Consider the following 25,741-nt stretch of genomic DNA (forward strand, 5'->3'; position numbering starts at 1 on the left):
ACCTCTTCCCATTCCGAACAGAGAAGTTAAGCCTTTCAGCGCCGATGGTACTGCTATTGCGGGAGAGTAGGTCGTCGCCAGTCTTTATAACAAAGCTCAATCTTTAATTAGATTGGGCTTTTTTTATCACATATCAGGATGTAAACCTGAACAAAAATTACACTTAAAATATTAGGGTGATTATAGCGAAAGGGCTCACCTCTTCCCATTCCGAACAGAGAAGTTAAGCCTTTCAGCGCCGATGGTACTGCTATTGCGGGAGAGTAGGTCGTCGCCAGTCTTTATAACAAAGCTCAATCTTTAATTAGATTGGGCTTTTTTTACAAATTATCAGGAATGTAAACCTGACTAAAAATTACATCATAAAATATTAGGGTGATTATAGCAAAAGGGCTCACCTCTTCCCATTCCGAACAGAGAAGTTAAGCCTTTCAGCGACAATGGTACTGCTATTGCGGGAGAGTAGGTCGTCGCCAGTCTTTGTCGAAAAGTCTTTAGATTTATTTCTAAAGACTTTTTTATTTCCTAAAAGTTCTATTTAAATTTAACTCCACTAATGGAATTAATAATGAGTCACGGAAAATTTAGAGAAGATAAAACCTGTCAAAATTGTGGTAATAAAGTAGATCATCATTATTGCTCACATTGCGGACAAGAAAATACAGAAACTCGTCAACCTTTTTATTTTTTAATTACACACTTTATAGAAGATTTTGTGCATTATGATAGTAGTTTCTGGCATACGATTAAAAACTTATTTCTAAAGCCAGGTAAGATTACCAATGAGTATTTATCTGGAAAACGAAATAGTTCTGTTAATCCTGTTAAGCTATATATATTTATCAGTTTTGTTACATTTTTCTTAATTGCTGTTGTTCCTTCTAAATCTTCAACTACTGAAGGAAATGTAGAAATTTCACCTGCTAAAGAAGTTCTGAATAAAGAAAAAATACAAGTTAAACAGAGTTTAGATAGTTTAGTAATTGATGGATCTATCACTAAGAATCAAAAAGAATTTATAGATAAAGCAGTTGATGATGGAGATGAAATTAATTTAAATGAAGTTGATATAAAAACAATTGAAGAGTATGAAAAAGATGTAAATTCAAAAGCTCCAGTATTAACACGTTTCATATCTAAATTTAAAGAATTAAGATCTAATAATATATCAACTGAAGAAATTGCACAAAATATAATTGAGCATACGTTAAAATTGATTCCAAAAGCATTATTTGTATATATGCCTTTATTTGCATTCTTACTTTGGCTTTTTTACAATAAGAAAAAGAATTGGTATTTTGATCACGGTATATTTACATTACACTATTTCTCTGTTGTTTTAATATCGGTTTTATTGATTTATTTACTCACGGCATTATCTACTTATATTGAAATTAGTTTTATCGTTTCAATCTTGAGATTTATTGCAGTTTTAATAGGTTTGTATACTATAGTAAATTTTATATTAGGGCTGCATAGAAGATATAGAGAAAATATAATTATAACACTTATAAAAGGAATTTTACTTATAGGTATCAATTCAATTATATTCTTTACAATAATCTTCGGAATTATAATTTATTCGTATTTACATATTTAATAGAAAAGCCATACGTTATGAAATACATATTTTTTTTACTATTCATATTTTCTAGTTCTGCTTTTGGATGTAGTTGTTTACGATCTACGATAGAAGATAGTTTTAAAATTTCTGATGCGATTTTTATTGGTAAAGTGATAGCGATTGATTCTACCAAATATGATTATTCATCGAATAAAGTTTTCGCCTATACTTTTGAAATTGAAAAAGATTTTAAACGAGAATTACCTAAACAAACTTCAAAGAAATATTATACTACAATCTACACTCCGTTAGGAAGTTTGTTTGGTGGATGTGGAATGACATTTAATTTGAATGAAAGTTATTTAGTCTATGGATACCGCACATCATTAGGTGTAGATACTAATATTTGTACAAGAACAGATGTATTAAAAGATGTATCCATAAATGAAATTAATGAATTGGAAAAATTGAAAAAAGAATTTTTAGCATCTAATGAGATTATATTGCCTTCTTATGTAGATGATGATTTAGAAGTGTTATCGAAAGAGTTTGATTTGTATCAATTAACAGCAGAAAGAAAAGAGAAGTTTTATTGGATTGGTTTAGGTGTTTTAGGAATACTTTTTATTGTGAGTTTGATATTTAATTTTAGAAAGAAATAATTTCATTTTTTAATATGATCCTGAAACAAATTCAGCATGACGAAAATAAAACAAAAAAGCCTCGCAATTGCGAGGCTTTGAATTTATAACTTACGACTTAAAACGTTTTACTTGTTACGGTATTCGTTCCAAGTTTTGATTTTTAAATCATCCATAGTTAACGTTGTAAATGCATTGATGTAAGCTGCTGCTAAACGTGCATTAGTTACTAATGGAATATTGAAATCTACTGCTGTACGACGGATTTGATAATCATTATCTAACTCAACTTTTGTTAAGTTCTTAGGAATGTTAATTACCATATCAATTTTCTTATCGTGTAAGTAAGACATTACATTTGGTTCTTTCTTATCCGATGGCCAGTACACTAAAGTTGAATAAACTCCATTTTCAGTAAAGAATTTGTGAGTTCCTTCAGTCGCGTAAATTTTGTATCCTTTCTTGATTAATTGTTTCGCTGGAGTTAATAAAGCCACTTTCGACTCGATTGGTCCACCAGAGATTAAAACTGTTTTCTCAGGAATTTCGTATCCTACCGATAACATTGATTTTAATAATGCTTCTTCAGCCGTATCTCCAATACATCCAACTTCACCTGTAGAAGACATATCTACTGATAAAACTGGATCTGCACCGGCTAAACGTGTAAACGAGAACTGAGAGGCTTTAACTCCAACGTAATCCAAATCGTATACAATTTCTGAGTGCCCTTTTTCAACTTCTAAACCTAATAAAACTTTAGTCGCTTTTTCGATCATATTGTTTCCTGCAACTTTCGATACAAATGGGAACGAACGAGATGCACGAATATTTGTTTCGATTACACGAACTGTATTGTTTTTAGATAAGAACTGAATGTTCATTGGTCCAGAGATTTCAAAACGTTTTGCAATTTTTGCTGCCACTTTACGCATTTGGCGAATTGTTTCGATATACACTTTCTGTGGTGGATAGTACATTGTCGCATCACCAGAGTGAACTCCAGCAAACTCCACGTGCTCAGAAACTGCGTAATCTACAATTTCTCCGTTTTGACAAACTGCATCTAATTCAATTTCTTTTGCTCCTTGTACGAATTCAGAAACTACAACTGGATAGTCTGGAGAAACTTCTTTCGCTAATTTTAAGAAGGCATCTAATTCTTCTTTGTTCGAAACTACGTTCATTGCAGCTCCAGATAACACGTAAGAAGGACGAATTAAAACTGGGAAGTTTACTTCTTCTACGAATTTGTGAATCGCTTCTAAAGAAGATAACTCTTTCCAACGTGGTTGGTCAATTCCTAATTCATCTAAGATTTCAGAGAATTTGTGACGATTTTCAGCATCATCAATACGTAAAGGAGAAGTTCCCAAAATATTGATTTTTTCATCGTACAATTTCATTGCTAAATTGTTCGGAATTTGACCTCCAGTAGAAATAATTATACCGTCAGGGTTTTCGTATTCTAAGATATCCATTACACGTTCGAAAGATAATTCTTCGAAGTATAAACGATCTGACTCATCATAATCCGTAGAAACAGTTTCTGGATTATAATTGATGATAATTGTTTTATATCCGTTTTTAGACGCTGTTTGCGCTGCATTAACACAACACCAGTCGAACTCAACTGACGAACCGATACGGTAAACACCAGAACCTAAGATACAAACTGATTTTTCAGTTTCTGGAGTAATATCATTTTCAGTTCCGTGGTATGTAACGTATAAATAATTTGTTTGTGCTGGGAATTCAGCCGCTAACGTATCAATTTGTTTTACAACAGGTTTAATTCCAAAGTTCTTACGTAATTCACGAACCGTTAATTCGTTACGGTGAACGTTTGTATTTCCTTTTACTAAAACTGCAATTTGTTGATCCGAGAAACCTGCTAATTTTGCTGTTTTTACCAATTCAGCATCAACTTGTTCAAATCTTTCTAAAGCTTCGAATTCTTTAGAAATGTTGAAAATTCTTTCTAAACGTTGTAAGAACCATAAGTCGATCTTCGTTAAATCGTGGATTTTTTCGATAGAATATCCCGCTTTGAAAGCTTCTGTAATCGCGTATAAACGCTCATCATTTGGTTCAGCTAACCAAGTATCTAACGATTCTCCTTCTGGTATAACAAATGAATTGGCTACGAAACCTCTGTGTCCGATGTCTAACATACGAACCCCTTTCTGAATTGCTTCTTCGAAAGAACGTCCGATTGCCATAACCTCACCAACAGATTTCATTGCAGAACCGATGTTACGACGAACTCCGTAGAATTTGTTTAAGTCCCAACGAGGTAATTTAACAACACAGTAATCTAACGCTGGTTCGAACATCGCAGATGTTGTTTGCGTAACGCTGTTTTTTAATTCGTATAAAGAGTATCCTAATGCTAATTTAGCCGCTACGAAAGCTAATGGGTAACCCGTTGCTTTAGATGCTAAGGCAGAAGAACGAGATAAACGAGCGTTTACTTCAATTACACGGTATTCTTCAGAAACTGTATCAAATGCGTATTGAATGTTACACTCTCCAACTACACCAAGGTGACGAATTGTACGGATAGCAACTTCACGTAATTTGTGGTATTCTGAGTTTGTTAATGTTTGAGATGGAGCGATTACGATAGATTCACCAGTGTGAACACCGATAGGGTCGAAGTTTTCCATATTACAAACTGTAATACAGTTATCGTACGCATCACGTACCACTTCGTACTCAATTTCTTTCCATCCTTTTAAAGATTCTTCCACTAAAACTTGAGTAGAGTAGTTGAATGCTTTTTCAACTAATTCTAATAATTCCTCTTCGTTGTTCGCGAAACCTGAACCTAAACCTCCTAAAGCGTAAGCTGCACGGATAATTAATGGGAAACCGATACGTTTACCAGCTGCCATTGCATCTTCTACCGTTTCTACCGCTTCTGAACGAGCAGTTAAAACGCCAATTTGGTCTAATTTTTCAATGAAAATATCACGGTCTTCTGTTGCTTCAATTACAGGAATTTGTGTTCCTAAAACTTCAACACCGTATTTTTCAAAGATGTTATCTTTATTTAATTCAACCGCACAGTTTAAAGCTGTTTGTCCTCCAAAGGCAACTAAAACTCCGTCTGGTTTTTCTTTTTTAATTACTTCTTCTACAAAGTAAGGTGTTACAGGTAAGAAGTAAACTTCATCTGCAATACCTTCAGAAGTTTGAACAGTTGCAATATTTGGATTGATTAAAACTGTTTTAATTCCTTCTTCTTTTAAGGCTTTTAACGCTTGAGAACCAGAGTAATCAAACTCACCAGCTTGACCAATTTTTAATGCTCCTGATCCTAATACTAATACTTTTTTAATATCTTTTTTTAACATCGTGATTCTGATTATGCGTTAGCGCTTTTATATTTTTTTACTTCTTCGATGAATTCATCAAATAAATATTCTGTATCAACTGGACCTCCCATTGCTTCTGGGTGGAATTGAACTGTAAAGATTGGTTTAGACTCGTGACGAATCCCTTCACACGTTCCATCATTTAAGTTCGTGAAGAAGGTTTGGAATCTTTCTGGTAATTTAGAATCATCCACTGCGAAACCGTGGTTTTGAGAAGTGATGAAACATCTTTTAGTCCCAACTAATTGTACCGGTTGGTTGTGTGAACGGTGTCCATATTTTAATTTAAAAGTAGATGCACCAGCTGCTAAACTTACCAATTGGTTCCCTAAACAAATCCCAAAGATTGGTTTATCTCCTTTTAAAGATTCTTTGATATTATTGATAGTAGGCACACATAAAGCAGGATCTCCAGGTCCATTCGAAATGAATAATCCATCGTATTCTAATGTTGAATAATCGTAATCCCAAGGCACACGAATTACTTCTACACCGCGGTTGGTGAAACAACGGATAATGTTATTTTTAACACCACAGTCGATTAAAACAATTTTAATAGCAGCACCTTCGTTGTAACGAATTACTTCTTTACAAGAAACTTGATCCACTAAATTATCTAAATCTGGATTGTAAAATTCTACATCTGTATCTGCAACGATTTTACCTAAAGTAGAACCTTGATCACGTAATTTCTTCGTGATCATACGCGTATCTACACCGTAAATTCCAGGGATATTTTGGCTTTCTAACCAAGCACCTAATTTTTGAATTGCATTCCAGTGTGAGTAATCATCAGCATAATAAGAAACAACTAATCCAGTCACTTGAATTTTATTTGATTCCATCCAAGTTTCAATTGATTCAATCATTGCTTTATCATCTGGAACACCATAGTTTCCGATCATTGGAGCTGTCATTACCATAATCTGACCTTTATAAGAAGGGTCAGTCAAACTTTCATTGTATCCAACTAATGCTGTGTTGAATACTACTTCTCCTGCGGCAGAAGTGTAAGCACCGAAAGATTTACCTTCGATCTCTAATCCGTCTTGGAATACTAATTTTACTGTCTTATCCATTGATGATAATGTTAATTTCAGTTTCTAATGCTGATATGAATTTATCTACGTATTGTTTTGTAATAGTAAGTGGTGGTAGTAATCTAATTACGTTTGTACCTGCGTAACCAACAAAAATATTGTGTTTAGTTAACAAGTTATTTTTTAGTTCGTTGATAGGGAAATCAAACTCGATTCCGATCATTGATCCACGACCACGAACTTCTTGAATTTTTGGGAATTTATTTAATTGAATTCCGATGTATTCACCGATTTCCTTTGCGTTTACTACTAAGTTCTCTTGCTCAATCACATCTAAAACAGCAACTGCAGCAGCACAAGCTAAGTGGTTTCCTCCGAAAGTTGTTCCTAATAAACCGTAAGAAGCTTTAAATTCTGGAGAGATTAATACACCACCGATTGGGAATCCATTCCCCATACCTTTTGCCATAGTGATTAAATCTGCTTTGATATCTGAATGTTGGTGTGCAAAGAATTTTCCTGAACGTCCGTATCCTGATTGTACTTCGTCTGCGATTAAAATCACTCCGTTTGCTGTACAAATAGTTCTTAATTCTTGAACAAATTCGTCTGAAGGTAAAATGATTCCTCCAACACCTTGAATTGGTTCGTAAATTACTGCAGCTACATCTCCACCAGCGATGATTTCTTTAATTGCGTCAATGTTGTAATCAACGAAAGAAACTTTGTGGTGAGCATTAAATGGTGCAACAATTTTTGGATTGTCTGTTAAAGCAACTGTTCCTGAAGTACGTCCGTGGAAAGCGCCGTTGAAAGCAATGATTCGATCTTTACCTGTGTGGAAAGATGCTAATTTCGCTGCATTCTCGTTGGCTTCTGCTCCAGAGTTACATAAGAATAAAGTATAATCATCATATCCAGATAATTTTCCTAATTTCTCTGCTAATTCTGTTTGAATTGGAATTTGAACAGAATTAGAGTAGAATCCGATATTGTTAAGTTGTTCAGTAATTTTTTGCACATAGTGAGGGTGTGCATGCCCGATAGAGATCACTGCGTGACCACCGTATAAGTCTAAATATTCTTTTCCGTTTTCGTCCCAAAGGATACAATCTTTGGCTTTAACCGGAGTTACGTTCATTAATGGATATACGTCGAATAGTTTCATTTTTGTTTATGTTTTATGTGATACGTTGTAGGTTATACGTTTTTAATTTTACTGATAAGATTAATTAACATAGCCTTGATTTGTTCAATTTGATTGTTTAAATTCTCAAAATCTTCATTAGTTAAATAATTCAAATCTTTAGCTAGGAATAATAAGTATGATGTTTCGTTAGCAGATCCTAAACTGATATTTAAGAATTGTGTTAATTCTTTTGAAGAATATCTTCCACAACCTTCTGCAATATTAGTAGGAATTGAGCTTGAAGCTCTTCTAATCTGAGATGTTAATCCAAACATTTCCTCTTTTGGAAAAGTAGAAGTTTTTTGATAAACCATTAATGTTAATTCGTGGCCTAATTCCCAAACTTTTAATTTCTTATAATCTTGCATATTGAAACGTATAACTTATTACTTATAACGTACAACTTATTAAAACGCTACCGTCTTTAAATTAAGTCCTAAATTCTCTTCCCATCCGAAGATGATGTTCATATTTTGTACCGCTTGTCCCGATGCACCTTTAGTTAGGTTATCGATGATCGAAGTGATTAATAAAACGTCGTCTTGTTTTTGGATGTGTAATAAACATTTGTTGGTATTTACCACTTGTTTTAAAGCAATTGGCGCATCCGAAATAAATGTGTAAGGCTCGTCTTTGTAATATTCTTTATACAATTGAATTGCCTCTTCTTCTGATAAATCAGATTTTAAATAAACACCGGCTAAAATTCCACGAGCAAAATCTCCACGCATGGGTAAGAAATACACTTTGTTATTAAAACCAGGTTCTAATAAGTTTAACGTTTGGTAAATTTCACCTTCGTGTTGATGCTTAAATTCTTTGTAGAAAGATACGTTGTTGTTTCTCCAGCTGAAGTGAGTAGAAGCGGATAACGATTGACCAGCACCAGTTGAACCAGTAACGGCATTGATGTGAATATCTGAATGAATGGCTTTACTTGCAGCTAATGGTAATAAGGCTAATTGGATGGCAGTCGCAAAACATCCAGGATTTGCAATATTTTTCGCTTCTAAGATGGCAGAACGATTAAATTCTGGTAATCCGTAAACGAATTCTCTTTCTTCAAATTTCTTATCAGCATCTAAACGGAAATCGTTACTTAAATCAATTACAACGGTATGCTCTGCATATTTGTTGTTCGTTAAGAATTCTGCAGATTTTCCGTGACCTAAACATAAGAAAACAACATCTGCATTTTCATCAATCTTATCCGAAAATACGATATCAGTTTCACCATATAAGTCATCGTGTACTTGAGCAACTGGATTTCCAGCATTAGAAGTGCTGTATACAGAAGAAATATTTAAGTTTGGATGATGAATCAATATGCGTAATAGTTCTCCGGCAGTGTAACCAGCTCCACCTACAATGCTAACGTTAATTTTGTGTGTCATTTTGTATTTTGTTGCGCGTGTTTATTGTAATCTATATTGAAATAAAGTGGATCCAATTCAATGAACCCACTTTAACGAATCAATTAATCGAAACTATGAACAATCTTTAATTGATTACCAAATATTTTGATGAATCCTCTTGCATCTCTCGAATCCCAAGCGTCGTTCTCTTCACCATAAACAGCAACTTTAGATTGCATCATATCGTAAGGAGATTCGATACCAATCATTGAGAAGTGGTAAGGATTTAATTGTAATTTCACTTTACCCGTTACTCTCTCTTGAGAAGACTCTAAGAAAGCTTCGATGTCACGCATTACAGGATCTAAGTACTGTGCTTCGTGTAATAAAGTTCCGTACCAGTTAGATAACGAATCTTTATGTAATAATTGCCATCTTGTTAACGTGTGTTTCTCTAACAAGTGGTGTGCTTTTATTAAGATATATGCAGCAGGTGCTTCGAAACCTACACGTCCTTTAATTCCTAAAATTGTATCACCTACGTGAATGTCACGACCGATTGCATATTCACCACCGATTTCGTTTAATTTTTGAATTAAAGCTACTGGAGACATTTTTTCACCATCTAATCCAACAGGAATTCCTTGTTCGAATTCAATTTCAATAACAGAAGGTTCTGTTCTAGATAATTGTGTTGGGTAAGCTTCTTCAGGTAAAGCTTGGTTAGAAGTTAATGTTTCCACACCCCCAACTGAAGTTCCCCAAATCCCTCTATTGATCGAGTATTTGGCTTTTTCCCAGCTATAGTTTACTCCTTGAGATTGTAAATATTCAACTTCTTGTTGACGAGATAATTTTTCGTCACGAATAGGCGTAATAATTTTTGAATTTGGAGAGATCACTGCGAAAGCAACGTCAAAACGAATTTGATCATTTCCTGCCCCTGTAGATCCATGTACAATGTATTCTGCATCTACATCTTTTGCGTACTGAGCAATAGCAATCGATTGGAACATACGTTCAGCACTCACAGATAAAGGATAAGTGTTATTTTTTAAAATATTACCATATATTAAATAACGCACACACTCATTATAATATTTGTCTGTGATATCAATTGTTACGTGTTTAGACGAACCTAATTCGTAAGCACGAGCTTCAATTTCTTTTAACTCTTCTTCAGAAAATCCACCAGTATTTACTATTACTGTATGTACTTCCATTCCTTGATCCTTTGTTAAGTTTACTAAACAGTAAGAAGTATCTAACCCTCCACTGTAAGCTAAAACTGCTTTATTGCTCATTTTGATTGTTATTTGTTTATATTGGGAACTATTGTTTTTAAATCTTTAATTACTTCATCACGTGTACTTTCTTCTTTCATGATGATAAGTAACGTATCGTCACCAGCTATAGTACCAATTATGCTTTTAAAATTTGAATTATCAATTTCAAAAGCTAAACTAGTTGCATAGCCCGGTTTTGTTTTTATTACGCCCAAATTATTTGAAAAGTTCAATGTAACTTGGTTAGTATGGGTAATGGTTTGATGAGTAGGTTCAGTTTCAGTCAGTTTATAAATATAGTTTCCATTTGTATTTGGAAGCTTTGAAACTTTAAGTTCGCGCAAATCTCTCGATAAAGTGGCTTGAGTTACATTAATTTCTAAATCCATTAATTTTTTTAGTAATTCATCTTGACTACTTATTTCTTCTGTAGTGATTAACTCTTTAATGATTTGAAATCTGTATTTTTTATTACTCATTTTGAATATTTATTCGGTAATTTGTGCAAATATACTCATTTTAGACAAAAAAAAACCTTAGAACGTATATTTATTCATTATCTTTTTTACTATTATTTTCTTGTCTAGCTTTATTTCCATATTCATCATTTAAATTATCATATACCAAACCTGTACATATACAGCGTTCACGCTCATTTTCCATTAAGATGTGATAGTTTTTACAACTTTTACATCCATTCCAAAATTCGTCAGATTGAGTTAACTCTGAAAATGTTACAGGCATATATCCAAGTCTAGCATTCATCCGCATTACTGCTAAAGAAGTTGTAATACTGAAAATTTTAGAATTAGGGAATTTTGTGCGTGAAAGTGCAAATACGGCTTTTTTGATTTCTTTACCGATTCCCGAGCTCCTTAAATCCGTACGTACTATTAAACCTGAATTAACGACGAACTTTTCTTCTTCGTACGTTTCAATGTAACTAAATCCTGCTATTTGATTTTCGTCATCAAAAGCAATTACCGCGTTCCCGTTACGCATTTTGCGTTCCAGGTAGACCGGATTTCTTTTCGCGATGCCAGTCTTTCTCATACGAGCGGACTCTTCGTACCATTCACACAAAAGTGCTGTATACTGGGCATCGTCTGCATTTGCTATTCTTACATACATAATTTGGGAGCGTTGATTAAGTGATTAGAAGTTAAAAAAATAGATGACCAATAGTCATCATAGGCAATAAAGTTTCTAGAAGTTATAGAAACGTCTTTATTAAAATATTTTTTCTCAGTTAGGAGAAGAATGTCTTTCGCAATTTCTTCCATTAATCAACAAGATATTCAGTTATTATACTGAGATGCAAAGTTAAATACTTTATTTTTGTAAGCATAAAAAAACACAATAAATTTTATATAAAAAATTAATATGTTGAAGATTATAAAGATAGGCGGAGGGATTATCGATAATCCGGATGAATTAAATTCATTTTTGAAAACTTTTTCAGCAATAGAAAGTCCTAAAATTTTGATCCATGGAGGAGGGAAAGGCGCTTCGAAAATGTTGCAAAAGTTAGGGATTGAACCTAATATGATCGAAGGGCGACGTGTAACTGACCAAGCAACACTAGATGTTGTGACAGGTCTATATGCAGGGAATATTAATAAAATGATTGTTTCGATATTGCAACAAAACGGTACTAATGCAGTAGGATTATCAGGAGCAGATGGTAATGTGATAAAAGGTATTAAACGTCCTATAAAAACAGTAGATTTTGGATTTGTAGGCGATATTAATTTGGAAGGAATTAATATTGATTTTTTACAATTATTAATTGATAACGGATATACGCCTGTAATGTGTGCAATAACTCATGATGGAAATGCACAGTTGTTAAATACAAATGCAGATACTATTGCATCAACTATTGCAGAAGCATTAGCACAGAAAAATGAAGTAGAATTAAATTTTTGTTTTGATAAAATTGGTGTCCTAAGAGATGTAAATGATGATAGTACATTAATTCCAATTATCAATAAAGAGCTTTACCAAGAATTAAAAGAAAAAGGGATAATTTTTGAAGGTATGATCCCAAAATTGGACAATTCATTTCGAGTTATAGAGAATGGAGTTAAAAATGTATGTTTAGTACATGCAAATAATATAAATACAGATATTAAAACAGTTTTATGTTAGCATTAAATGAGCTAAAGCAAAAGGCAGTAGATTTATTGTGTCAGTTAATCGAAACACAATCATTCTCAAGTGAAGAAGATCAAACAGCTGAAATTATTGTTAATTTTCTAAAAGTAAATGGAGCTACACCTCAGCGCCAGGATAATAACGTATATGCAATACATCCGGGTTATGATGAAGCTAAAAAAACAATATTATTAAATTCACATCACGATACTGTAAAATTTGGGAAGTCTTGGACATATGATGCGCTTAAGGCAACTATTGAAGGCGATAAATTGACAGGACTAGGAAGTAATGATGCAGGTGCTTCTGCAGTAAGTTTATTAGCAACTTTTATCAATTATTTAAATGAAGATTTACCCTTTAATTTAATTGTAGCTATAACAGCAGAGGAGGAGAGTTCAGGAGATCTAAACGTTGGAAGCTTATTACCAAGTTTACCTAAAATTGATTTGGGAATTGTAGGAGAACCAACCAAAATGGATATGGCAATTGCCGAGAGAGGATTAATTGTATTTGATGTTGTAGTAAAAGGAAAAACAGGTCATGCAGCTCGTAACGAAGGCGTAAATGCGATTTATGAAGCATTAGATACAATTAATTGGTTTAAAACGCACGAATTTGAAAAGATTTCTGATTTGTTAGGTCCTGTAAAGACTACGGTTACTCAGATCATTGCAGGAAAGCAACACAATGTAGTTCCAGACGAATGTACACTTGTTGTTGATTGTCGTGTGAATGAATTATATACAAATGAAGAAGTAGCAGAAATTATTCAAGCAGCTTTACCTCATGCAGATGTAGTTCCAAGATCATTAAGATTAAATTCTTCTCGTATTGCAATGGATCATCCAATCGTACAAAGAGGGATTGCTTTAGGTTGCTCGACATATGGTTCACCGACAATGTCAGATCAAACAATGATGAGCTTTGATACTATAAAAATTGGACCTGGTGATTCTGCACGTTCACATACGCCAGATGAATATATTTTAATTTCAGAAATAGAACACGGAATCAATAGATATATTCAGTTATTGAAAGATTTTAAATTTTAATTTATTAGAATTAAGCATAAAAAAAGGATAACTCTTAGAGTTATCCTTTTTTGCTTATTATATTATTACATCTGTTGGAAACGAACAGGGATATTAAATTGTAATACCGCTGGTCTACCATCATCAGATTCTGCAGGTTTAATAGTTTTACCTCTTTTTTGTTGTTTCTGCGTAATACGTTCTAAAGCTTTTTTAGCTTCAGGACCTAATTTAGCATCACCTTGAGGAGAAACTTTAACAATGCGTCCTTGTGTATCAATTTGGAAATTTAATTTCGCAACTGCATTAGTGATACCATCACGTTCTGCAATATCAGCGAAATCTGATAATTCATCTCCAATATCAGCACTAAGGCGTTTAGACATACAATCAATTGCTTGTTGTTTACCTTTGGCTGCGTCTTTTTCACATCCAGGGTAAATAGCCATCACAGTTGCTGAACGAGCTGTTACTGTAGCTGGTGCTGCAGGCTCATTAGACTTACTGTCATTCTTTGGCGCTTGAGTTGTATTCTTAGGTGCCTCAGGATTTAAGTTTACAGGTCCACCACCGGTTTGTCCTGTAGATTCTTTACCTTCTCTTTTTTCAAAAGATAAGTCTTTCCCTTTTAAATCGTCAGCTGGAGGAACTGTCTCCTGAACTTTTGGTTCTGGTTTAGGTTCTGGCATAACGAATTTTTCTTGAGCAGTTTCTTCTTGGTAATGATTTTGTTGAACTTCTGGTTCTGGTTCTGGTTCTACTACTTCTGGTTCTTCTTCTTCAGGAACATCAGGAATTACAATGTCTGCTAACTGTACATCAACAGTTACATCTTCATTCTTGCTACCACCTAAATCAGAAATAGAAAGTAAAACAGCCCCAACCAATAACAAAATAATAAGACCACCTCGTAAAAGAGCACGTAATAAAGAACGGTTTTCTGTCATACGTAAGTCGTATGCACCGTATGCCTTATTTCTGTTCTCGAATACAATTTCGTCTAAAGACTTTATATTCTTATTGTTATCTGACATTTTAAATTTACTTTTTTAATTAATTCAATCTACGTTATTTACCTACTTTCTCGTCAAGTACTTTTTGCTCGTAAGGAGCTACTTCAACGATACCATATTTAGTAGATTTCGTAATTTCCATCTCATCTAAAACGTCAACTAAGTTTTTATAACTTGCTCCGTCCGTTGGTTTAATGATCACAGTAAACATATCTTTTTGAGGTGCTTTCGCAAAAGCATCAGTGATTACTTTACGTATACCTTCAGCAGAATAGTCTGTCTCATTTAAATCAGTTGCAGTTAAACTTTGGTCTTTTTGATGCCAAAAGATCTTTCCTTCTTTCCCAATTACAATAGATAAAGAGTTGCGTAAATCAATTTCTGGTTTAACAGATTGCTCTACTTTTTCATCTAATTTTGGAGGCATATTTAAGTTCATCACGTTCGGTTTGATTTGTGTCGCTGCGAACATAAAGAATGTAATTAATAAGAAACCTAAGTCTACTAACGGTGCCATATCAACTTTCGTTGACTGCTTTTTGGAACGAACTTTTTTCCCGTCGCCACTATCGGCTGTATCTATTTGCGCCATTTCTTAAACTTCTTTTAATTATTCTTGTGATGTGATTAACTGAAACTTGTTCATGTTCTTTTCTTGCAATTGCTTGATTAAAGTTTTGAATTTTTTATATTCAGCACCTTCATCTCCTTTAATTGCTAAGAATAAATCTGGATTAGCTTCTTTGGCTTCAATAATCCAATCTACTAATTCAACTTTACTTCCTCCAATAGTATCCAAAGGAATACCTGGTGTATATAAAGCTTGTTTATCAGAAGATAGATTTAAGAATTGTCTCATTTCAGCCATTGGAACTCCAAATTCTACAACACTTTTGAAAGCTTTCTTTTCAGCGTCTGTAAATCTAACACCATATTTCTCACCCATTTTCTCTAAAGCAGGAATTCTATCATTCTCGTCAAAAGACATCAAGAAATTACCTTTTCCATCGATTTTAGCGATCATCATGTTATCCTCAGCCATTTTTTCGTTAGAAACAGATGTAGGTGTTACTACAGCTACAACTTCAGGCTCACGGAAGTTAGATGTTAAGATAAAGAAAGATAACAAAAGCCAAGCCATGTCAGACATAGCTGTTAAGTCCATCGAAGGACCTCTTCTTTTTGGTTTTACTCTTGCCATTTTTCTCTGTTTTAATTATTAATATTCAAATTTGTTTGGATAAATCTCAAAGTAGATTACTTTGTTATATTAGCCGAATATTAATTGTGTGCAGAGAAAGATTGTTGAATACTCATTCCTACTTCGTCAATTTTGAAAGTTAAATCATCAATTTTAGAAGTAAAGTAAGCATAAGCAATAATAGCGAATGCAGATGCACCAATACCCATACCTGTATTAATTAAGGCTTCCGCAATACCTACAGATAATGTAGCCGAATCTACAGATCCTCCACCTTCTCCTAATGCGAAGAAAGATTTAATCATACCTAATACTGTTCCCATTAAGGCAATTAATGTACCTACAGAAGCAATAGTAGAGATAATTGTCATATTTTTCTCTAAAGTTGGCATTTCTAAAGTAGTTGCCTCTTCTAAAGTTTTAGATAATTGAACTAATTTTTGCTCTTTGTTTAAAGTTGTATCGTTTTCTAACGCTTTGTAAGTTGTTAAACCTTCTTTTACTACGTTACCGATAGACCCTTTTTGTTTGTCACATAATTCGATCGCTTTGTTGATCTCATTTTTGTTTAATAATGCACGGATGTCATTTACAAATTTGTCAGCACTTCCTGTTCCTTTCGCTTTTCCTAAAACGATTGCACGGTCAATTGAGAAAACAACTACCATAAAGAAGAATGACATTAAGAATGGGATAATAACCCCTCCTTTGAAAATGATACCTAACATATTTAAAGGGTGTCCTTTTGCAGTGTCTCCTCCTTCGAAGTTAGATTCTTGACCAAATAATCCGTAAAAAATAGCCATAGCAACTAAAATTAATACGATAATAGTAATGATAGGATTTATACCTCCTTTTTTACTTTTAGCTGGTACTGATACATTCTTTTCCATTTACTAATTCTTTTAAATATTATGATTTTATTAATGTGGGTGTAAATTAAGTGAAAATTTTTTAAAACTTCAATATTATTTATTGACATATCGCGTTAAATTAATAATAAAGTTGATTTTAAACTCTATTATTATCAATATACAAAAGACTTTAAACAATTATTTTTTAAAATATATTCTTTTAATTTACTGATTTTAAATTATCTGTTTGCCGAAGTTATTGTTTTTTTTGAAATATTAGAATTACATTAATACTTTTTTAAAAATATTTTTAAAATAGATTAATTATCAAGAATTTTGTGACCCATTTAAATTAAACTCATGAAAGTTTGTATTGCCGAGAAACCAAGTGTTGCTAAAGATATTGCTAAAGTAATAGGTGCCACTCAACGAAAAGATGGGTATTATGAAGGAAACGGTTACCAAGTAACTTGGACTTTTGGCCATTTATGTACTTTGAAGGAACCACAAGATTATAATAAAGACTGGAAAAGTTGGGATTTAAATTTCTTGCCCATGATACCTTCATCTTTTGGAATAAAGGTGATTGATGATAAAGGTGTAAAGAAACAATTTAAAATTATTGAAAATCTTGTAACAAATACTAATGTAGAAGAGATTATAAATTGTGGCGATGCAGGACAAGAAGGAGAATTAATTCAGAGATGGGTATTGCTTAAAGCAAAATCTAAAGCGCCTATTAAGCGTTTGTGGATTTCATCGTTAACAGAAGAGGCAATAAAAGAAGGCTTTTTAAATCTAAAACCAGGCGAAAATTACTCTAATCTTTTTGCGGCTGGACAAGCACGTGCAATTGGAGATTGGTTATTAGGAATGAATGCTACACGTTTGTTCACTAAAAAATTTGCTCCTCCAAAAACTGTATTATCTATTGGTAGAGTTCAAACGCCAACTTTGGCTATGATTGTCAATCGCCAAAAAGAAATAAATGCTTTTGATTCTGAAGAATATTGGGAATTAAAAACCATCTATAAAACTGTTGAATTTACGGCTATTATTCCTCGTTTAAAAAATGAAGAAACAGCGAATAAAGGTTTAGCATTTGTAAAAAATCGTGAGTTTGAAATTATAAATTTTGAAGTAAAGGAAGGTAAAGAGAAAAATCCACGTTTATTTGATTTAACCTCTTTACAGGTAGAAGCGAATAAAAAATATTCATATTCTGCTGAGAACACCTTAAAATATATCCAAAGTTTGTATGAAAAAAAGTTCGTTACATACCCACGTGTAGATACAACTTATTTATCAGAAGATATTTATCCTAAAGTACCAGGTATTTTACAAAAGTTAATCGCTTATCAACCTTTAGTTGCACCCTTATTGACTCAGCCTATTCCAAAGTCGAAAGCTGTTTTTGATGATGCAAAAGTAACTGATCACCATGCTATTATTCCAACTGAGATATTTCCACAAGGACTTAATATTGATGAAAAACGAATTTACGATTTAGTTGCACGTCGTTTTATTGCTGTTTTCTACCCAGAATGTAAAGTTGCTAATACAAATGTAGAAGGTAGAGTAGAAAATGAGGATAAAAATGGCAAAATGAATAATGTCGATTTTAAAGCGACTGGGAAACAAATCCTAGAAATGGGTTGGAGAGAAGTTTACGCAAAAGATAAACAAGACGACAAAAAAGGAGAAGAGGAGAAAATAATGCCAATTTTCGAAATCGGGGAAAAAGGTCCTCATGATCCATTTATCCATAAAGGTAAAACTACTCCACCAAAATATTATTCGGAAGCTACATTGTTGCGTGCCATGGAAACTGCAGGTAAGCAAATTGATGATGATGAGATGAGAGATCTAATGAAAGATAATGGAATAGGTCGACCATCTACACGTGCTAATATTATAGAAACACTTTTTAGAAGAAAATACATAGAGAAAAGAAAACGTAATATTATAGCTACTCAGACAGGAATGGATTTAATAGATACCATACAAGATGAGTTACTTAAATCTCCTGAACTTACAGGGATTTGGGAAAGAAAATTACGATTAATAGAACGTGGAGAGTATCAATTAGATACTTTTAAAGCGGAACTTATAGAGATGGTTACCAATCTTACAACCTCTGTAAAGAAAAGTTATTATCGTCCAATAGCTTCTCACGTTATTCAAAAAGTTGATGTAAAAGAAGTTAAACCTAAGAAGGAAAAGGAAAAAATAGAAATTGAAGGATCTACATGCCCAAAATGTAAAACTCATAACTTAATGAAGGGGAAAACAGCATTTGGATGTGAAAATTTTAAAATTTGTGGGTTTATTATTCCTTTTGAAATTGGCGGAAAGAAGTTAACACCTAATCAAGTTTTTCAGTTAATTACAAAACAAAAAACGACAAAAATTAAAGGATTCGTCAATCAAACAACTGGACAAAAATTTGATGCAAAGCTGGTTATAAATCCTGATTATACAATCGGATATGAAATGTAATTATTTGTAATAATTGCTTAATACCGCTAAATGATCTTTAATTCGATCTTTTAAAATTTGAGGTTCTATAACTTTTACATATTTACCCATAGATAATATTTCACTTACAAAATCGGTTGAAATATATACTTTAAGACCGATGATAATTTTGTCTTTAGATTTTTTTACGATATGTTGCGAGCTGTGTAAGGGCAAAGTCTCTAGATATGCAGCTTGTATTTTATCTACTTCTAGTTGTACTGTGTAAGGATCTTCTGTGGTAGGAGCAATAATACCAAAGCAGTGTTGATACTTTTCTTCATAATCAAACTCAATAATTTTATCAATTTTTTCTTTTAGTTTCGCAACTTTGGACATGCGGTCTAAGCCAAAGTTTTTTATAAAATTGCCATCTTCCGCAATTAAATACCATCTATTATTAAATTCTTTAATAGCAATAGGATTTACTTTTCGGGTAGTTTCTTTATTCTCCCCAAATTTTAGATAAGTAAATTCTAATTTGTTCTTTTTCTGAATAGCTTGTATAATTTCGGGTAAAAATTCTGCTCTTTTAGGCTGTCTTTTTTCTAGATAAACAATATTATCTAAGGAGTTGGTTAATTTTAGCGCTGCAAAACTGTTTATTTCTTCAATAGTTTTAAGGAATAAATCTGATCCATAATCATTCTGTTCAATATAATATCCTTTGTTAAGTCTACTATATATAATATCAATACCCAAAACAGTCCTAATTTCTTTAATATCACGTTGTAATGTACGTTTAGAAAAATTAAATTCTAACATATCATCATATACTCTCATCATTTCGAACTGATCTTCTAGGAAAGAACTTAATTCTTCAAATGAACAATATTTTTGTTGAGATAATTTTCTCACAATATTAAAGTAACGAGCTATATATCCTTGTTTTGACATTAAAATTGACTTTGAACAAATTTATTGAAATATACTCCAAAAAAAAATAACACATCTGTTGATGTGTTATTTAAAATCATGTATCTAAAAAAGGATGTGAAAATGCTTACTGTATCGAGATTTCAGCGTTTTCTATACTTGGTTGTTCTAATTGAATATTTGTATCAATCTCAACTTTTTCAATAAAGTCCGATAATTTATTTACAATTTCTGTATTTGAGTTTGAATCATTTTTCGTTTCAATACTTATAAACATTGCTGGAGCAGCATTATCTTGGATATATTCTGATTCTGCTTGAAAAACCCCTTCATTTTTGATTACATTGTTATCAAATGATTCTGTTAATAATCTAGCAGTCGTAAGGGAGTTATCAAAATGTTTATTATTTTTTGAAACAACTGCCGTTACAAGATTCTCTGTTTTAGTTGCATTTTTAAAACTTACAGTCATAATAACTTCTGGTTTCAGACTATCTAGTACAGCTTGTTTTTTTGTATCATCCATACCATTCGTTATCGTTTTCCACTCTAATACTTTTACATCTTCTTTTTGATTAAGAGTCTCAATTGATTCTCTAAAAGATTGTGTCAAATTTTGATTATTAGTTGTTTCAATATTATCAACAATATCTACAATAATTACTTTAGGTTCTTTGTCTGTAAAAGAGAATGCCATAAATCCTGCAAAGGTTAAAGCAACACTTTTTAATAAAGTTTTCATATGCTCAATTTTTATAATAATTTGTTAAGTACTTAAATACATTTACCATTCCATTAAATCTTAATAAATGATAAAGAATGTTATAATTATCTAAAAAAAGAAAAGTATGCTTAGAAAGCATACTTTTAAAAAATTGAAATATATATTTATATTATTGAGTGATTGTTTGGAAGAAATCTTCTACTTTTTCTTTACCAGCTTCGTCTAGACTTCCATGTAGATCATCATAAATGATTTCTAATTCGTCTTGAGAGTAAGTCTTAAGAACTGGAGAACTTATTTCTAAGAATTTTTCCACAGGTTCTAAAGCACGTGAACGTAAAAATACCTCATCAGAATTATTCACTCTCATATAAATCTGTTTCAGAAGCTGAAATTGTTCTTTAGCTAATTCGATTTCATCTACAGAGATTAGCGTAATCATGTAATGTAAAATCAATTGTACAGAAGGCATATTTTTTTGCGTTCCATAATGTGTATATTTTTCTAAAGCAACCTCAAATAAAGATTTACTTCTTTCAAAATTTCTATTTAATGCTGCACAAATAACGGCGTTGAAATAATCGTCAGAATTTGTAGAGTTTTCTGATAGATTAAAGAAAGCTTCATCAGCTTTTTCAAAATCTTGTTGACTATAATAAGATAATGCAATTAATTTTTTTGCGTCATATAGTTGTTTAGGATCGTGGCTGTCTAAAAGTCCATTACAAATTTTAATACACATGTCGAATGCTCCTTGACTGAAAAGATCACGTGCTGTATTTAAGATAGAATTCGTAGCGTGCTTCTCATGTGCTTTCTCATACATTTCGCGACGAGCGCGCATAACATCCGCGTACGTGATATAGTCGTAATTAATATTCATTGGTTAATGTGTTTATTTAAAAACTCTAAATTATAAAAACACTTTTTAAAAAGCTATATTTCTTTATTCTTTTTAATTAAATGTTTGATTACAGTTTCTGCAGCATGTAAACCAAACAATGCAGGCATCCAACTGTTAGTACCATAAAATGATTTTTTATAATTTTTCCCATCCGTTAATTTTACAGATGATTCATCTGGCATTTCTGTTGTAAAAACTGCTTTTACACCTTTATTAATTTTTTCTTTTTTTAGTCTTTTGCGTATATTTTTAGCTAACGGACAAACTTCAGTTTTACTGATATCTTTTACAGTAACTTTACTTGCTAACATTTTACCTCCCGCTCCCATACAGCTCACTACTTTTATTTTCTTACGCTTAGCAGCAATAATTAAATTTAGCTTAGGTGTAACAGAATCAATACAATCCATGACATAGTCAAATTCTTCTGTTACGATTTCATGGGTACGTTCTGGAGATAAAAATTCATTAATGCGTGTTAAATTTAATTCTGGATTAATATCCATTAATCTGTCACCAACGACATCAACTTTATGAAAATCTACGGTTGAATGTAACGCAGGTAATTGTCTATTGATGTTCGTGATATCTACTGTATCTCCATCAACAATTGTTAAGTTTCCAACACCAGCGCGTACGATAAACTCTGCAGCAAACGATCCCACACCACCTAAACCTACTATTAATACATTAGAATTTTTAAGGTTTTCTAACCCTTGTTCTTTAAATAGTAGTTCAGCTCTTTCTTGCCAAATAGCCATATAGTCTAAATTATTTTATATAATATTATTTCCGAAAATCGTTTTAAAATTACATTGTGTAATTTGCGAAATAACCTTTACTGAGGTATTTCTAATTTCAGCAGCTTTATGATAAATTTCCTCAATTGGAACTTGACTATTATCATTTTCAAGGAAAAAATCATTTTCTGAAATTTCTGCAAATATAGTTTGTAACTTTTTGTTATGAAGTAAATCTTTCCCAAATGATAATTTACACTTATTTTTTATGAGTTGTTGTGCTACGTTATCATTTTTATTAAATCCATGAAAAATAAAAGGCATGGTATATTTCATATCTTTCTGGATTTTTAAAATTTCTTGATGAGCTCTTACACAATGAATAATTAAAGGAGTATTATATTTTTTTGCGATTTCTAATTGTCTTTTAAAAACGGTGATTTGTAAATCAAAATCTACAGCGCATAATTTATCTAACCCAATTTCTCCTATAGCTAAACATTTTTGATCTGATAACTTGTGCTCGATTTTACTTAAATCCTTCTCAATTGATGAGTCCGTGATAAAAATTGGATGGATACCAATGGAATAAAATGACTGATTTAAATGGAAATCCCATGGATATTGATTAAGAATATTCAATGTAGAATTTTCATCTTTAGGAAGATGATGTGTATGTATGTTTATCAGCATATAAATATTACTTGATGTAAAGATAAAAAAATAAAAAACGGTTTATTTAGGAATGGATTTTGGAGCTATAAATGCGCATGAAAAATAAATTTGAAGATACAGATCCAAAAATATTAAAGTATTTACCTTGGTTAGCAGCTACTGCACTATTTATGCAAGCTTTAGACGGTACAATTCTAAACACAGCTTTGCCAACAATAGCAATAGAATTAGATCAATCCCCCTTAAAATTACAATCAATAATCGTAGCATATACTTTAACGGTTGCATTATTAATTCCGTTAAGTGGATGGTTGTCTGATAAGTATGGGACTAAAAAAATATTTCAGCTTGCTGTGGCTTTATTTACAGTAGGTTCAATATGTTGTGCTATATCGCCTAATTTATTAACACTTGTACTTTCAAGAGTTTTACAAGCAGTAGGTGGATCTATGATGGTCCCCGTTGCCCGATTAGCAATATTATACGCATACCCTAAAGAAAAACTGCTAAAGGTTATTAATTTTATCACAATTCCAGCTATGGTTGGTCCTTTGCTAGGCCCAAGTTTGGGAGGTGTATTGGTGGAAACGTTATCATGGCATTGGATATTTTTAGTAAATATTCCATTCGGTATATTTTTAATATGGATGTCTAGATTTGGTATACCCGATTTTAAGAAACCTGTGTTTAAATTCGATATGAAAGGATTAATCCTCTTTGGAGGTGGCGTAACTTTATTAACCTTATTATTAGAATTAATCTCAACTAAATTAATTTCGACTCTATTCCTTGTAATAATAGCTTTAGCAACAATTTTATTTTTAGCGGTATATGTATTTTATTCTAATAGAAAAAATCATCCTTTAATAGATCTAAAATTATTTAAAATAAGAACTCTTAAAATAGGGATTATAGGTAATATTATTACAAGATTAGGAATAGGAGGAATGCCTTTTCTAATTCCATTATTATTACAAGTAGGGTATGGATATACTCCTACAGTAGCAGGACTCATGATGATACCTTCAGCATTAAGTAGTATTATGGCAAAATCATTGGTTGTTCCTATTGTTAATAAATTAGGTTACAGGAATATGCTAATAGGAAATACATTTATTTTAGGCGTATTAATCTGTTTGTTTTTCTTTGTAAGGTCGGATTCTCCTCTAGAATATTTGTTGCCTTTATTATTTGTTCATGGAGGAATTAGTGCAATCCAATTTACAGCAATGAATACCTTATCGTTGGCTGATTTAGATTATACTAATTCTAGTGAAGGAAATAGTGTATTAACAATCACACAACAACTTTCGCAGACTTTTAGTATATCAGTTGCTTCATTGATTTTAGGGATGTTTAAAAATATGGAAAGTTTAACTAATGGTGTTGATGTACAAGCGTTCAGATATTCATTTCTATTTTTAGGGATTTTAACTGTATTATCTACCTTAATATTTATCCAATTAAAACCAACTGATGGAATGAGCATGTCAGGACACAAATAAAAAAGGTTTACTTTTATTAAGTAAACCTATAAATTAATTATAATAGTGGTGTCTTAATTCACCTTTTTGGTTAGTTTCATATTGTAATCTAAATTCTTCGGGTGTTAAATCTTGTCCTAAAAGATATACAGCTTTAGTAATTGCAGCTTCCATCGTTAAATCATAACTAGAAATTGCACCCATTTTTAATAAAGCATCGCTTGTTGCATAACGGCCGATTTCTACCATTCCGCCAGAACATTGCGTATTAATGATAAGATGAATACCTTGTTCTACTTTCTCTTGTAATAAATTTATAAACCATTGGTCTGTAAATATATTACCAGTCCCAAAGGCTTCTATAATAAAAGCTTTTGTACAAGGAGCATTTAAAACACTTTCTATAAAACAACGATTCATTCCTGGGAAAATTTTTAGAACTCCCACATCAGCACAAAGCTTTTTATTAAAATTTAAAGGTCCTTTAATCTCTTTAGATAAAAGTAAATTTTCTTTAACTTCTAAATGAACACCAGAAACTCCGATAATTGGGTAATTTGGAGATTCGAAGGCATCAAAGTTTTCTGCATTAATCTTAGTTGCACGATTGGCACGGAAAAGTTTATACTCAAAATATATGCATACTTCTTGAATAATGGGTTGATCTTTTTTTCTTAAAGCGGCTAATTGAATAGATGTAATTAGATTTTCTTTGGCATCCGTACGTAGATCCCCAATCGGTAATTGTGAACCAGTAAAAATGATAGGTTTATCCAAATTTTCTACCATAAAACTAAGTGCAGATGCTGTATAAGCCATAGTATCTGTACCATGAAGAATAACAAAACCATCATAATTAGCATAATTATCTTCAATAATATTGGCAATTTCTATCCAATATTCTGGTTTCATATCAGAGGAGTCAATTGGAGTTTCAAAACTATGATATTCAATTTTACAATCTAATAAAGATAATTCAGGAATCTGTTTTAATAAATTGTCAAAGTTAAAAGGTTTCAAAGATTGATCACCATAATCTTTGGCCATACCAATAGTTCCACCTGTATATACTAAAAGAATTTTTGTTTGCATGAGTTTTGAAAATAT

24 protein-coding genes and 3 rRNA genes are annotated in these 25,741 nt (G+C 32.2%); 9 read left to right on the top strand and 18 right to left on the bottom strand.

Annotation, left to right across the window (positions count from 1 at the left end; all coding sequences use genetic code 11):
- From rrf (IM532_RS11865) to IM532_RS11885, 5 genes are all read left to right on the top strand, one after another.
- Window positions 1–83 (top strand): 5S ribosomal RNA (rrf, locus tag IM532_RS11865); the annotation flags it as partial.
- An 89-nt stretch (window positions 84–172) separates the two neighbouring features.
- Window positions 173–280: ribosomal RNA gene (gene rrf, locus IM532_RS11870) — 5S ribosomal RNA — on the top strand.
- Between the two features lie 91 nt (window positions 281–371).
- A 5S ribosomal RNA gene (gene rrf / locus IM532_RS11875) occupies window positions 372–479 on the top strand.
- A gap of 77 nt (window positions 480–556) precedes the next feature.
- A complete protein-coding gene (locus IM532_RS11880; protein ID WP_194183672.1) occupies window positions 557–1,600 on the top strand; it encodes a DUF3667 domain-containing protein in 1,044 nt (347 codons plus the stop codon).
- A 17-nt stretch (window positions 1,601–1,617) separates the two neighbouring features.
- Entirely contained in the window at window positions 1,618–2,226 is a 609-nt protein-coding gene (locus IM532_RS11885) for a hypothetical protein (RefSeq protein WP_194183673.1), read from the top strand.
- 107 nt (window positions 2,227–2,333) lie between these two features.
- On the opposite strand, the gene carB is transcribed toward IM532_RS11885, so the two are convergent.
- From carB to IM532_RS11925, 8 genes are all read right to left on the bottom strand, one after another.
- Window positions 2,334–5,564 (bottom strand): carbamoyl-phosphate synthase (glutamine-hydrolyzing) large subunit, encoded by a 3,231-nt coding sequence (gene carB, locus IM532_RS11890; RefSeq protein WP_194183674.1) that lies wholly within the window; start codon window positions 5,562–5,564, stop codon window positions 2,334–2,336.
- Window positions 5,565–5,575: 11 nt separating this feature from the next.
- Window positions 5,576–6,664, bottom strand: coding sequence for a glutamine-hydrolyzing carbamoyl-phosphate synthase small subunit (gene carA / locus IM532_RS11895; protein WP_194183675.1), 1,089 nt, complete (start codon window positions 6,662–6,664; stop codon window positions 5,576–5,578).
- Window positions 6,657–7,793 carry an aspartate aminotransferase family protein gene (locus IM532_RS11900; protein WP_194183676.1) on the bottom strand — a complete coding sequence of 379 codons (1,137 nt, stop codon included), beginning with the start codon at window positions 7,791–7,793 and terminating at the stop codon, window positions 6,657–6,659. The genes carA and IM532_RS11900 overlap by 8 nt, the downstream gene beginning before the upstream one ends.
- A 32-nt stretch (window positions 7,794–7,825) precedes the next feature.
- Window positions 7,826–8,182 carry a four helix bundle protein gene (locus IM532_RS11905; protein WP_194183677.1) on the bottom strand — a complete coding sequence of 119 codons (357 nt, stop codon included), beginning with the start codon at window positions 8,180–8,182 and terminating at the stop codon, window positions 7,826–7,828.
- Between the two features lie 39 nt (window positions 8,183–8,221).
- Window positions 8,222–9,208, bottom strand: a complete 987-nt coding sequence (gene argC, locus IM532_RS11910; RefSeq protein ID WP_194183678.1) for an N-acetyl-gamma-glutamyl-phosphate reductase — start codon at window positions 9,206–9,208, stop codon at window positions 8,222–8,224.
- 83 nt (window positions 9,209–9,291) lie between these two features.
- Complete coding sequence (argG, locus tag IM532_RS11915; RefSeq protein ID WP_194183679.1) at window positions 9,292–10,473, bottom strand: argininosuccinate synthase; 1,182 nt, start codon at window positions 10,471–10,473, stop codon at window positions 9,292–9,294.
- A gap of 8 nt (window positions 10,474–10,481) precedes the next feature.
- Window positions 10,482–10,934 carry an arginine repressor gene (locus IM532_RS11920; RefSeq protein ID WP_194183680.1) on the bottom strand — a complete coding sequence of 151 codons (453 nt, stop codon included), beginning with the start codon at window positions 10,932–10,934 and terminating at the stop codon, window positions 10,482–10,484.
- A 70-nt stretch (window positions 10,935–11,004) separates the two neighbouring features.
- Window positions 11,005–11,586, bottom strand: coding sequence for a GNAT family N-acetyltransferase (locus tag IM532_RS11925; protein ID WP_194183681.1), 582 nt, complete (start codon window positions 11,584–11,586; stop codon window positions 11,005–11,007).
- Window positions 11,587–11,838: 252 nt separating this feature from the next.
- On the opposite strand from IM532_RS11925, the gene argB reads away from it, so the two are divergent.
- Window positions 11,839–12,606, top strand: coding sequence for an acetylglutamate kinase (argB, locus tag IM532_RS11930; RefSeq protein ID WP_194183682.1), 768 nt, complete (start codon window positions 11,839–11,841; stop codon window positions 12,604–12,606).
- On the top strand, window positions 12,600–13,667 hold the full coding sequence (locus IM532_RS11935; RefSeq protein ID WP_194183683.1) for a M20 family metallo-hydrolase: 1,068 nt from the start codon (window positions 12,600–12,602) through the stop codon (window positions 13,665–13,667). Before argB ends, IM532_RS11935 begins: the two co-directional genes overlap by 7 nt.
- A gap of 65 nt (window positions 13,668–13,732) precedes the next feature.
- On the opposite strand, the gene IM532_RS11940 is transcribed toward IM532_RS11935, so the two are convergent.
- From IM532_RS11940 to IM532_RS11955, 4 genes are all read right to left on the bottom strand, one after another.
- Complete coding sequence (locus IM532_RS11940) at window positions 13,733–14,680, bottom strand: hypothetical protein (protein ID WP_194183684.1); 948 nt, start codon at window positions 14,678–14,680, stop codon at window positions 13,733–13,735.
- Window positions 14,681–14,714: 34 nt separating this feature from the next.
- The gene (locus IM532_RS11945) at window positions 14,715–15,251 is read right to left on the bottom strand and encodes an ExbD/TolR family protein (RefSeq protein WP_194183685.1); all 537 of its coding nucleotides are present in this window, start codon (window positions 15,249–15,251) and stop codon (window positions 14,715–14,717) included.
- A gap of 18 nt (window positions 15,252–15,269) precedes the next feature.
- A complete protein-coding gene (locus IM532_RS11950; protein ID WP_194183686.1) occupies window positions 15,270–15,860 on the bottom strand; it encodes a biopolymer transporter ExbD in 591 nt (196 codons plus the stop codon).
- Window positions 15,861–15,940: 80 nt separating this feature from the next.
- A complete protein-coding gene (locus IM532_RS11955) occupies window positions 15,941–16,753 on the bottom strand; it encodes a MotA/TolQ/ExbB proton channel family protein (RefSeq protein ID WP_194183687.1) in 813 nt (270 codons plus the stop codon).
- A gap of 321 nt (window positions 16,754–17,074) precedes the next feature.
- Between IM532_RS11955 and IM532_RS11960 the strand changes: the two genes are divergently transcribed.
- Window positions 17,075–19,213: a type IA DNA topoisomerase gene (locus IM532_RS11960; RefSeq protein WP_194183688.1), complete on the top strand. Its 2,139-nt coding sequence runs from the start codon at window positions 17,075–17,077 to the stop codon at window positions 19,211–19,213.
- Here the strand turns inward: IM532_RS11960 and IM532_RS11965 are convergent, their stop codons facing one another.
- The 5 genes from IM532_RS11965 to IM532_RS11985 all read right to left on the bottom strand — a co-directional run bounded on the left by IM532_RS11965 (window position 19,214) and on the right by IM532_RS11985 (window position 23,168).
- On the bottom strand, window positions 19,214–20,128 hold the full coding sequence (locus tag IM532_RS11965; protein WP_194183689.1) for a helix-turn-helix transcriptional regulator: 915 nt from the start codon (window positions 20,126–20,128) through the stop codon (window positions 19,214–19,216).
- Window positions 20,129–20,234: 106 nt separating this feature from the next.
- Window positions 20,235–20,849, bottom strand: coding sequence for a hypothetical protein (locus tag IM532_RS11970; protein WP_194183690.1), 615 nt, complete (start codon window positions 20,847–20,849; stop codon window positions 20,235–20,237).
- A gap of 151 nt (window positions 20,850–21,000) precedes the next feature.
- Entirely contained in the window at window positions 21,001–21,714 is a 714-nt protein-coding gene (locus IM532_RS11975; RefSeq protein WP_194183691.1) for a tetratricopeptide repeat protein, read from the bottom strand.
- Between the two features lie 53 nt (window positions 21,715–21,767).
- Complete coding sequence (locus IM532_RS11980) at window positions 21,768–22,496, bottom strand: tRNA threonylcarbamoyladenosine dehydratase (RefSeq protein WP_194183692.1); 729 nt, start codon at window positions 22,494–22,496, stop codon at window positions 21,768–21,770.
- Window positions 22,497–22,511: 15 nt separating this feature from the next.
- Window positions 22,512–23,168 carry a TatD family hydrolase gene (locus IM532_RS11985; protein ID WP_194183693.1) on the bottom strand — a complete coding sequence of 219 codons (657 nt, stop codon included), beginning with the start codon at window positions 23,166–23,168 and terminating at the stop codon, window positions 22,512–22,514.
- 77 nt (window positions 23,169–23,245) lie between these two features.
- Between IM532_RS11985 and IM532_RS11990 the strand changes: the two genes are divergently transcribed.
- Window positions 23,246–24,655, top strand: a complete 1,410-nt coding sequence (locus IM532_RS11990) for a DHA2 family efflux MFS transporter permease subunit (protein WP_194183694.1) — start codon at window positions 23,246–23,248, stop codon at window positions 24,653–24,655.
- Window positions 24,656–24,688: 33 nt separating this feature from the next.
- Here the strand turns inward: IM532_RS11990 and IM532_RS11995 are convergent, their stop codons facing one another.
- Complete coding sequence (locus IM532_RS11995; RefSeq protein WP_194183695.1) at window positions 24,689–25,726, bottom strand: asparaginase; 1,038 nt, start codon at window positions 25,724–25,726, stop codon at window positions 24,689–24,691.
- Window positions 25,727–25,741 lie beyond the last annotated feature (15 nt).

The organism is Faecalibacter rhinopitheci (assembly GCF_015234135.1).
GTDB classification, from domain to species: Bacteria; Bacteroidota; Bacteroidia; order Flavobacteriales; family Weeksellaceae; genus Empedobacter; species Empedobacter rhinopitheci.

Bases quoted from the DNA above. Each gene is read 5' to 3' on its own strand.
- IM532_RS11880 (WP_194183672.1), top strand. From the start codon at position 557: ATGGAATTAATAATGAGTCACGGAAAATTTAGAGAAGATAAAACCTGT.
- IM532_RS11885 (WP_194183673.1), top strand. From the start codon at position 1,618: ATGAAATACATATTTTTTTTACTATTCATATTTTCTAGTTCTGCTTTT.
- carB (WP_194183674.1), bottom strand. From the start codon at position 5,564: ATGTTAAAAAAAGATATTAAAAAAGTATTAGTATTAGGATCAGGAGCA.
- carA (WP_194183675.1), bottom strand. From the start codon at position 6,664: ATGGATAAGACAGTAAAATTAGTATTCCAAGACGGATTAGAGATCGAA.
- IM532_RS11900 (WP_194183676.1), bottom strand. From the start codon at position 7,793: ATGAAACTATTCGACGTATATCCATTAATGAACGTAACTCCGGTTAAA.
- IM532_RS11905 (WP_194183677.1), bottom strand. From the start codon at position 8,182: ATGCAAGATTATAAGAAATTAAAAGTTTGGGAATTAGGCCACGAATTA.
- argC (WP_194183678.1), bottom strand. From the start codon at position 9,208: ATGACACACAAAATTAACGTTAGCATTGTAGGTGGAGCTGGTTACACT.
- argG (WP_194183679.1), bottom strand. From the start codon at position 10,473: ATGAGCAATAAAGCAGTTTTAGCTTACAGTGGAGGGTTAGATACTTCT.
- IM532_RS11920 (WP_194183680.1), bottom strand. From the start codon at position 10,934: ATGAGTAATAAAAAATACAGATTTCAAATCATTAAAGAGTTAATCACT.
- IM532_RS11925 (WP_194183681.1), bottom strand. From the start codon at position 11,586: ATGTATGTAAGAATAGCAAATGCAGACGATGCCCAGTATACAGCACTT.
- argB (WP_194183682.1), top strand. From the start codon at position 11,839: ATGTTGAAGATTATAAAGATAGGCGGAGGGATTATCGATAATCCGGAT.
- IM532_RS11935 (WP_194183683.1), top strand. From the start codon at position 12,600: ATGTTAGCATTAAATGAGCTAAAGCAAAAGGCAGTAGATTTATTGTGT.
- IM532_RS11940 (WP_194183684.1), bottom strand. From the start codon at position 14,680: ATGTCAGATAACAATAAGAATATAAAGTCTTTAGACGAAATTGTATTC.
- IM532_RS11945 (WP_194183685.1), bottom strand. From the start codon at position 15,251: ATGGCGCAAATAGATACAGCCGATAGTGGCGACGGGAAAAAAGTTCGT.
- IM532_RS11950 (WP_194183686.1), bottom strand. From the start codon at position 15,860: ATGGCAAGAGTAAAACCAAAAAGAAGAGGTCCTTCGATGGACTTAACA.
- IM532_RS11955 (WP_194183687.1), bottom strand. From the start codon at position 16,753: ATGGAAAAGAATGTATCAGTACCAGCTAAAAGTAAAAAAGGAGGTATA.
- IM532_RS11960 (WP_194183688.1), top strand. From the start codon at position 17,075: ATGAAAGTTTGTATTGCCGAGAAACCAAGTGTTGCTAAAGATATTGCT.
- IM532_RS11965 (WP_194183689.1), bottom strand. From the start codon at position 20,128: ATGTCAAAACAAGGATATATAGCTCGTTACTTTAATATTGTGAGAAAA.
- IM532_RS11970 (WP_194183690.1), bottom strand. From the start codon at position 20,849: ATGAAAACTTTATTAAAAAGTGTTGCTTTAACCTTTGCAGGATTTATG.
- IM532_RS11975 (WP_194183691.1), bottom strand. From the start codon at position 21,714: ATGAATATTAATTACGACTATATCACGTACGCGGATGTTATGCGCGCT.
- IM532_RS11980 (WP_194183692.1), bottom strand. From the start codon at position 22,496: ATGGCTATTTGGCAAGAAAGAGCTGAACTACTATTTAAAGAACAAGGG.
- IM532_RS11985 (WP_194183693.1), bottom strand. From the start codon at position 23,168: ATGCTGATAAACATACATACACATCATCTTCCTAAAGATGAAAATTCT.
- IM532_RS11990 (WP_194183694.1), top strand. From the start codon at position 23,246: ATGAAAAATAAATTTGAAGATACAGATCCAAAAATATTAAAGTATTTA.
- IM532_RS11995 (WP_194183695.1), bottom strand. From the start codon at position 25,726: ATGCAAACAAAAATTCTTTTAGTATATACAGGTGGAACTATTGGTATG.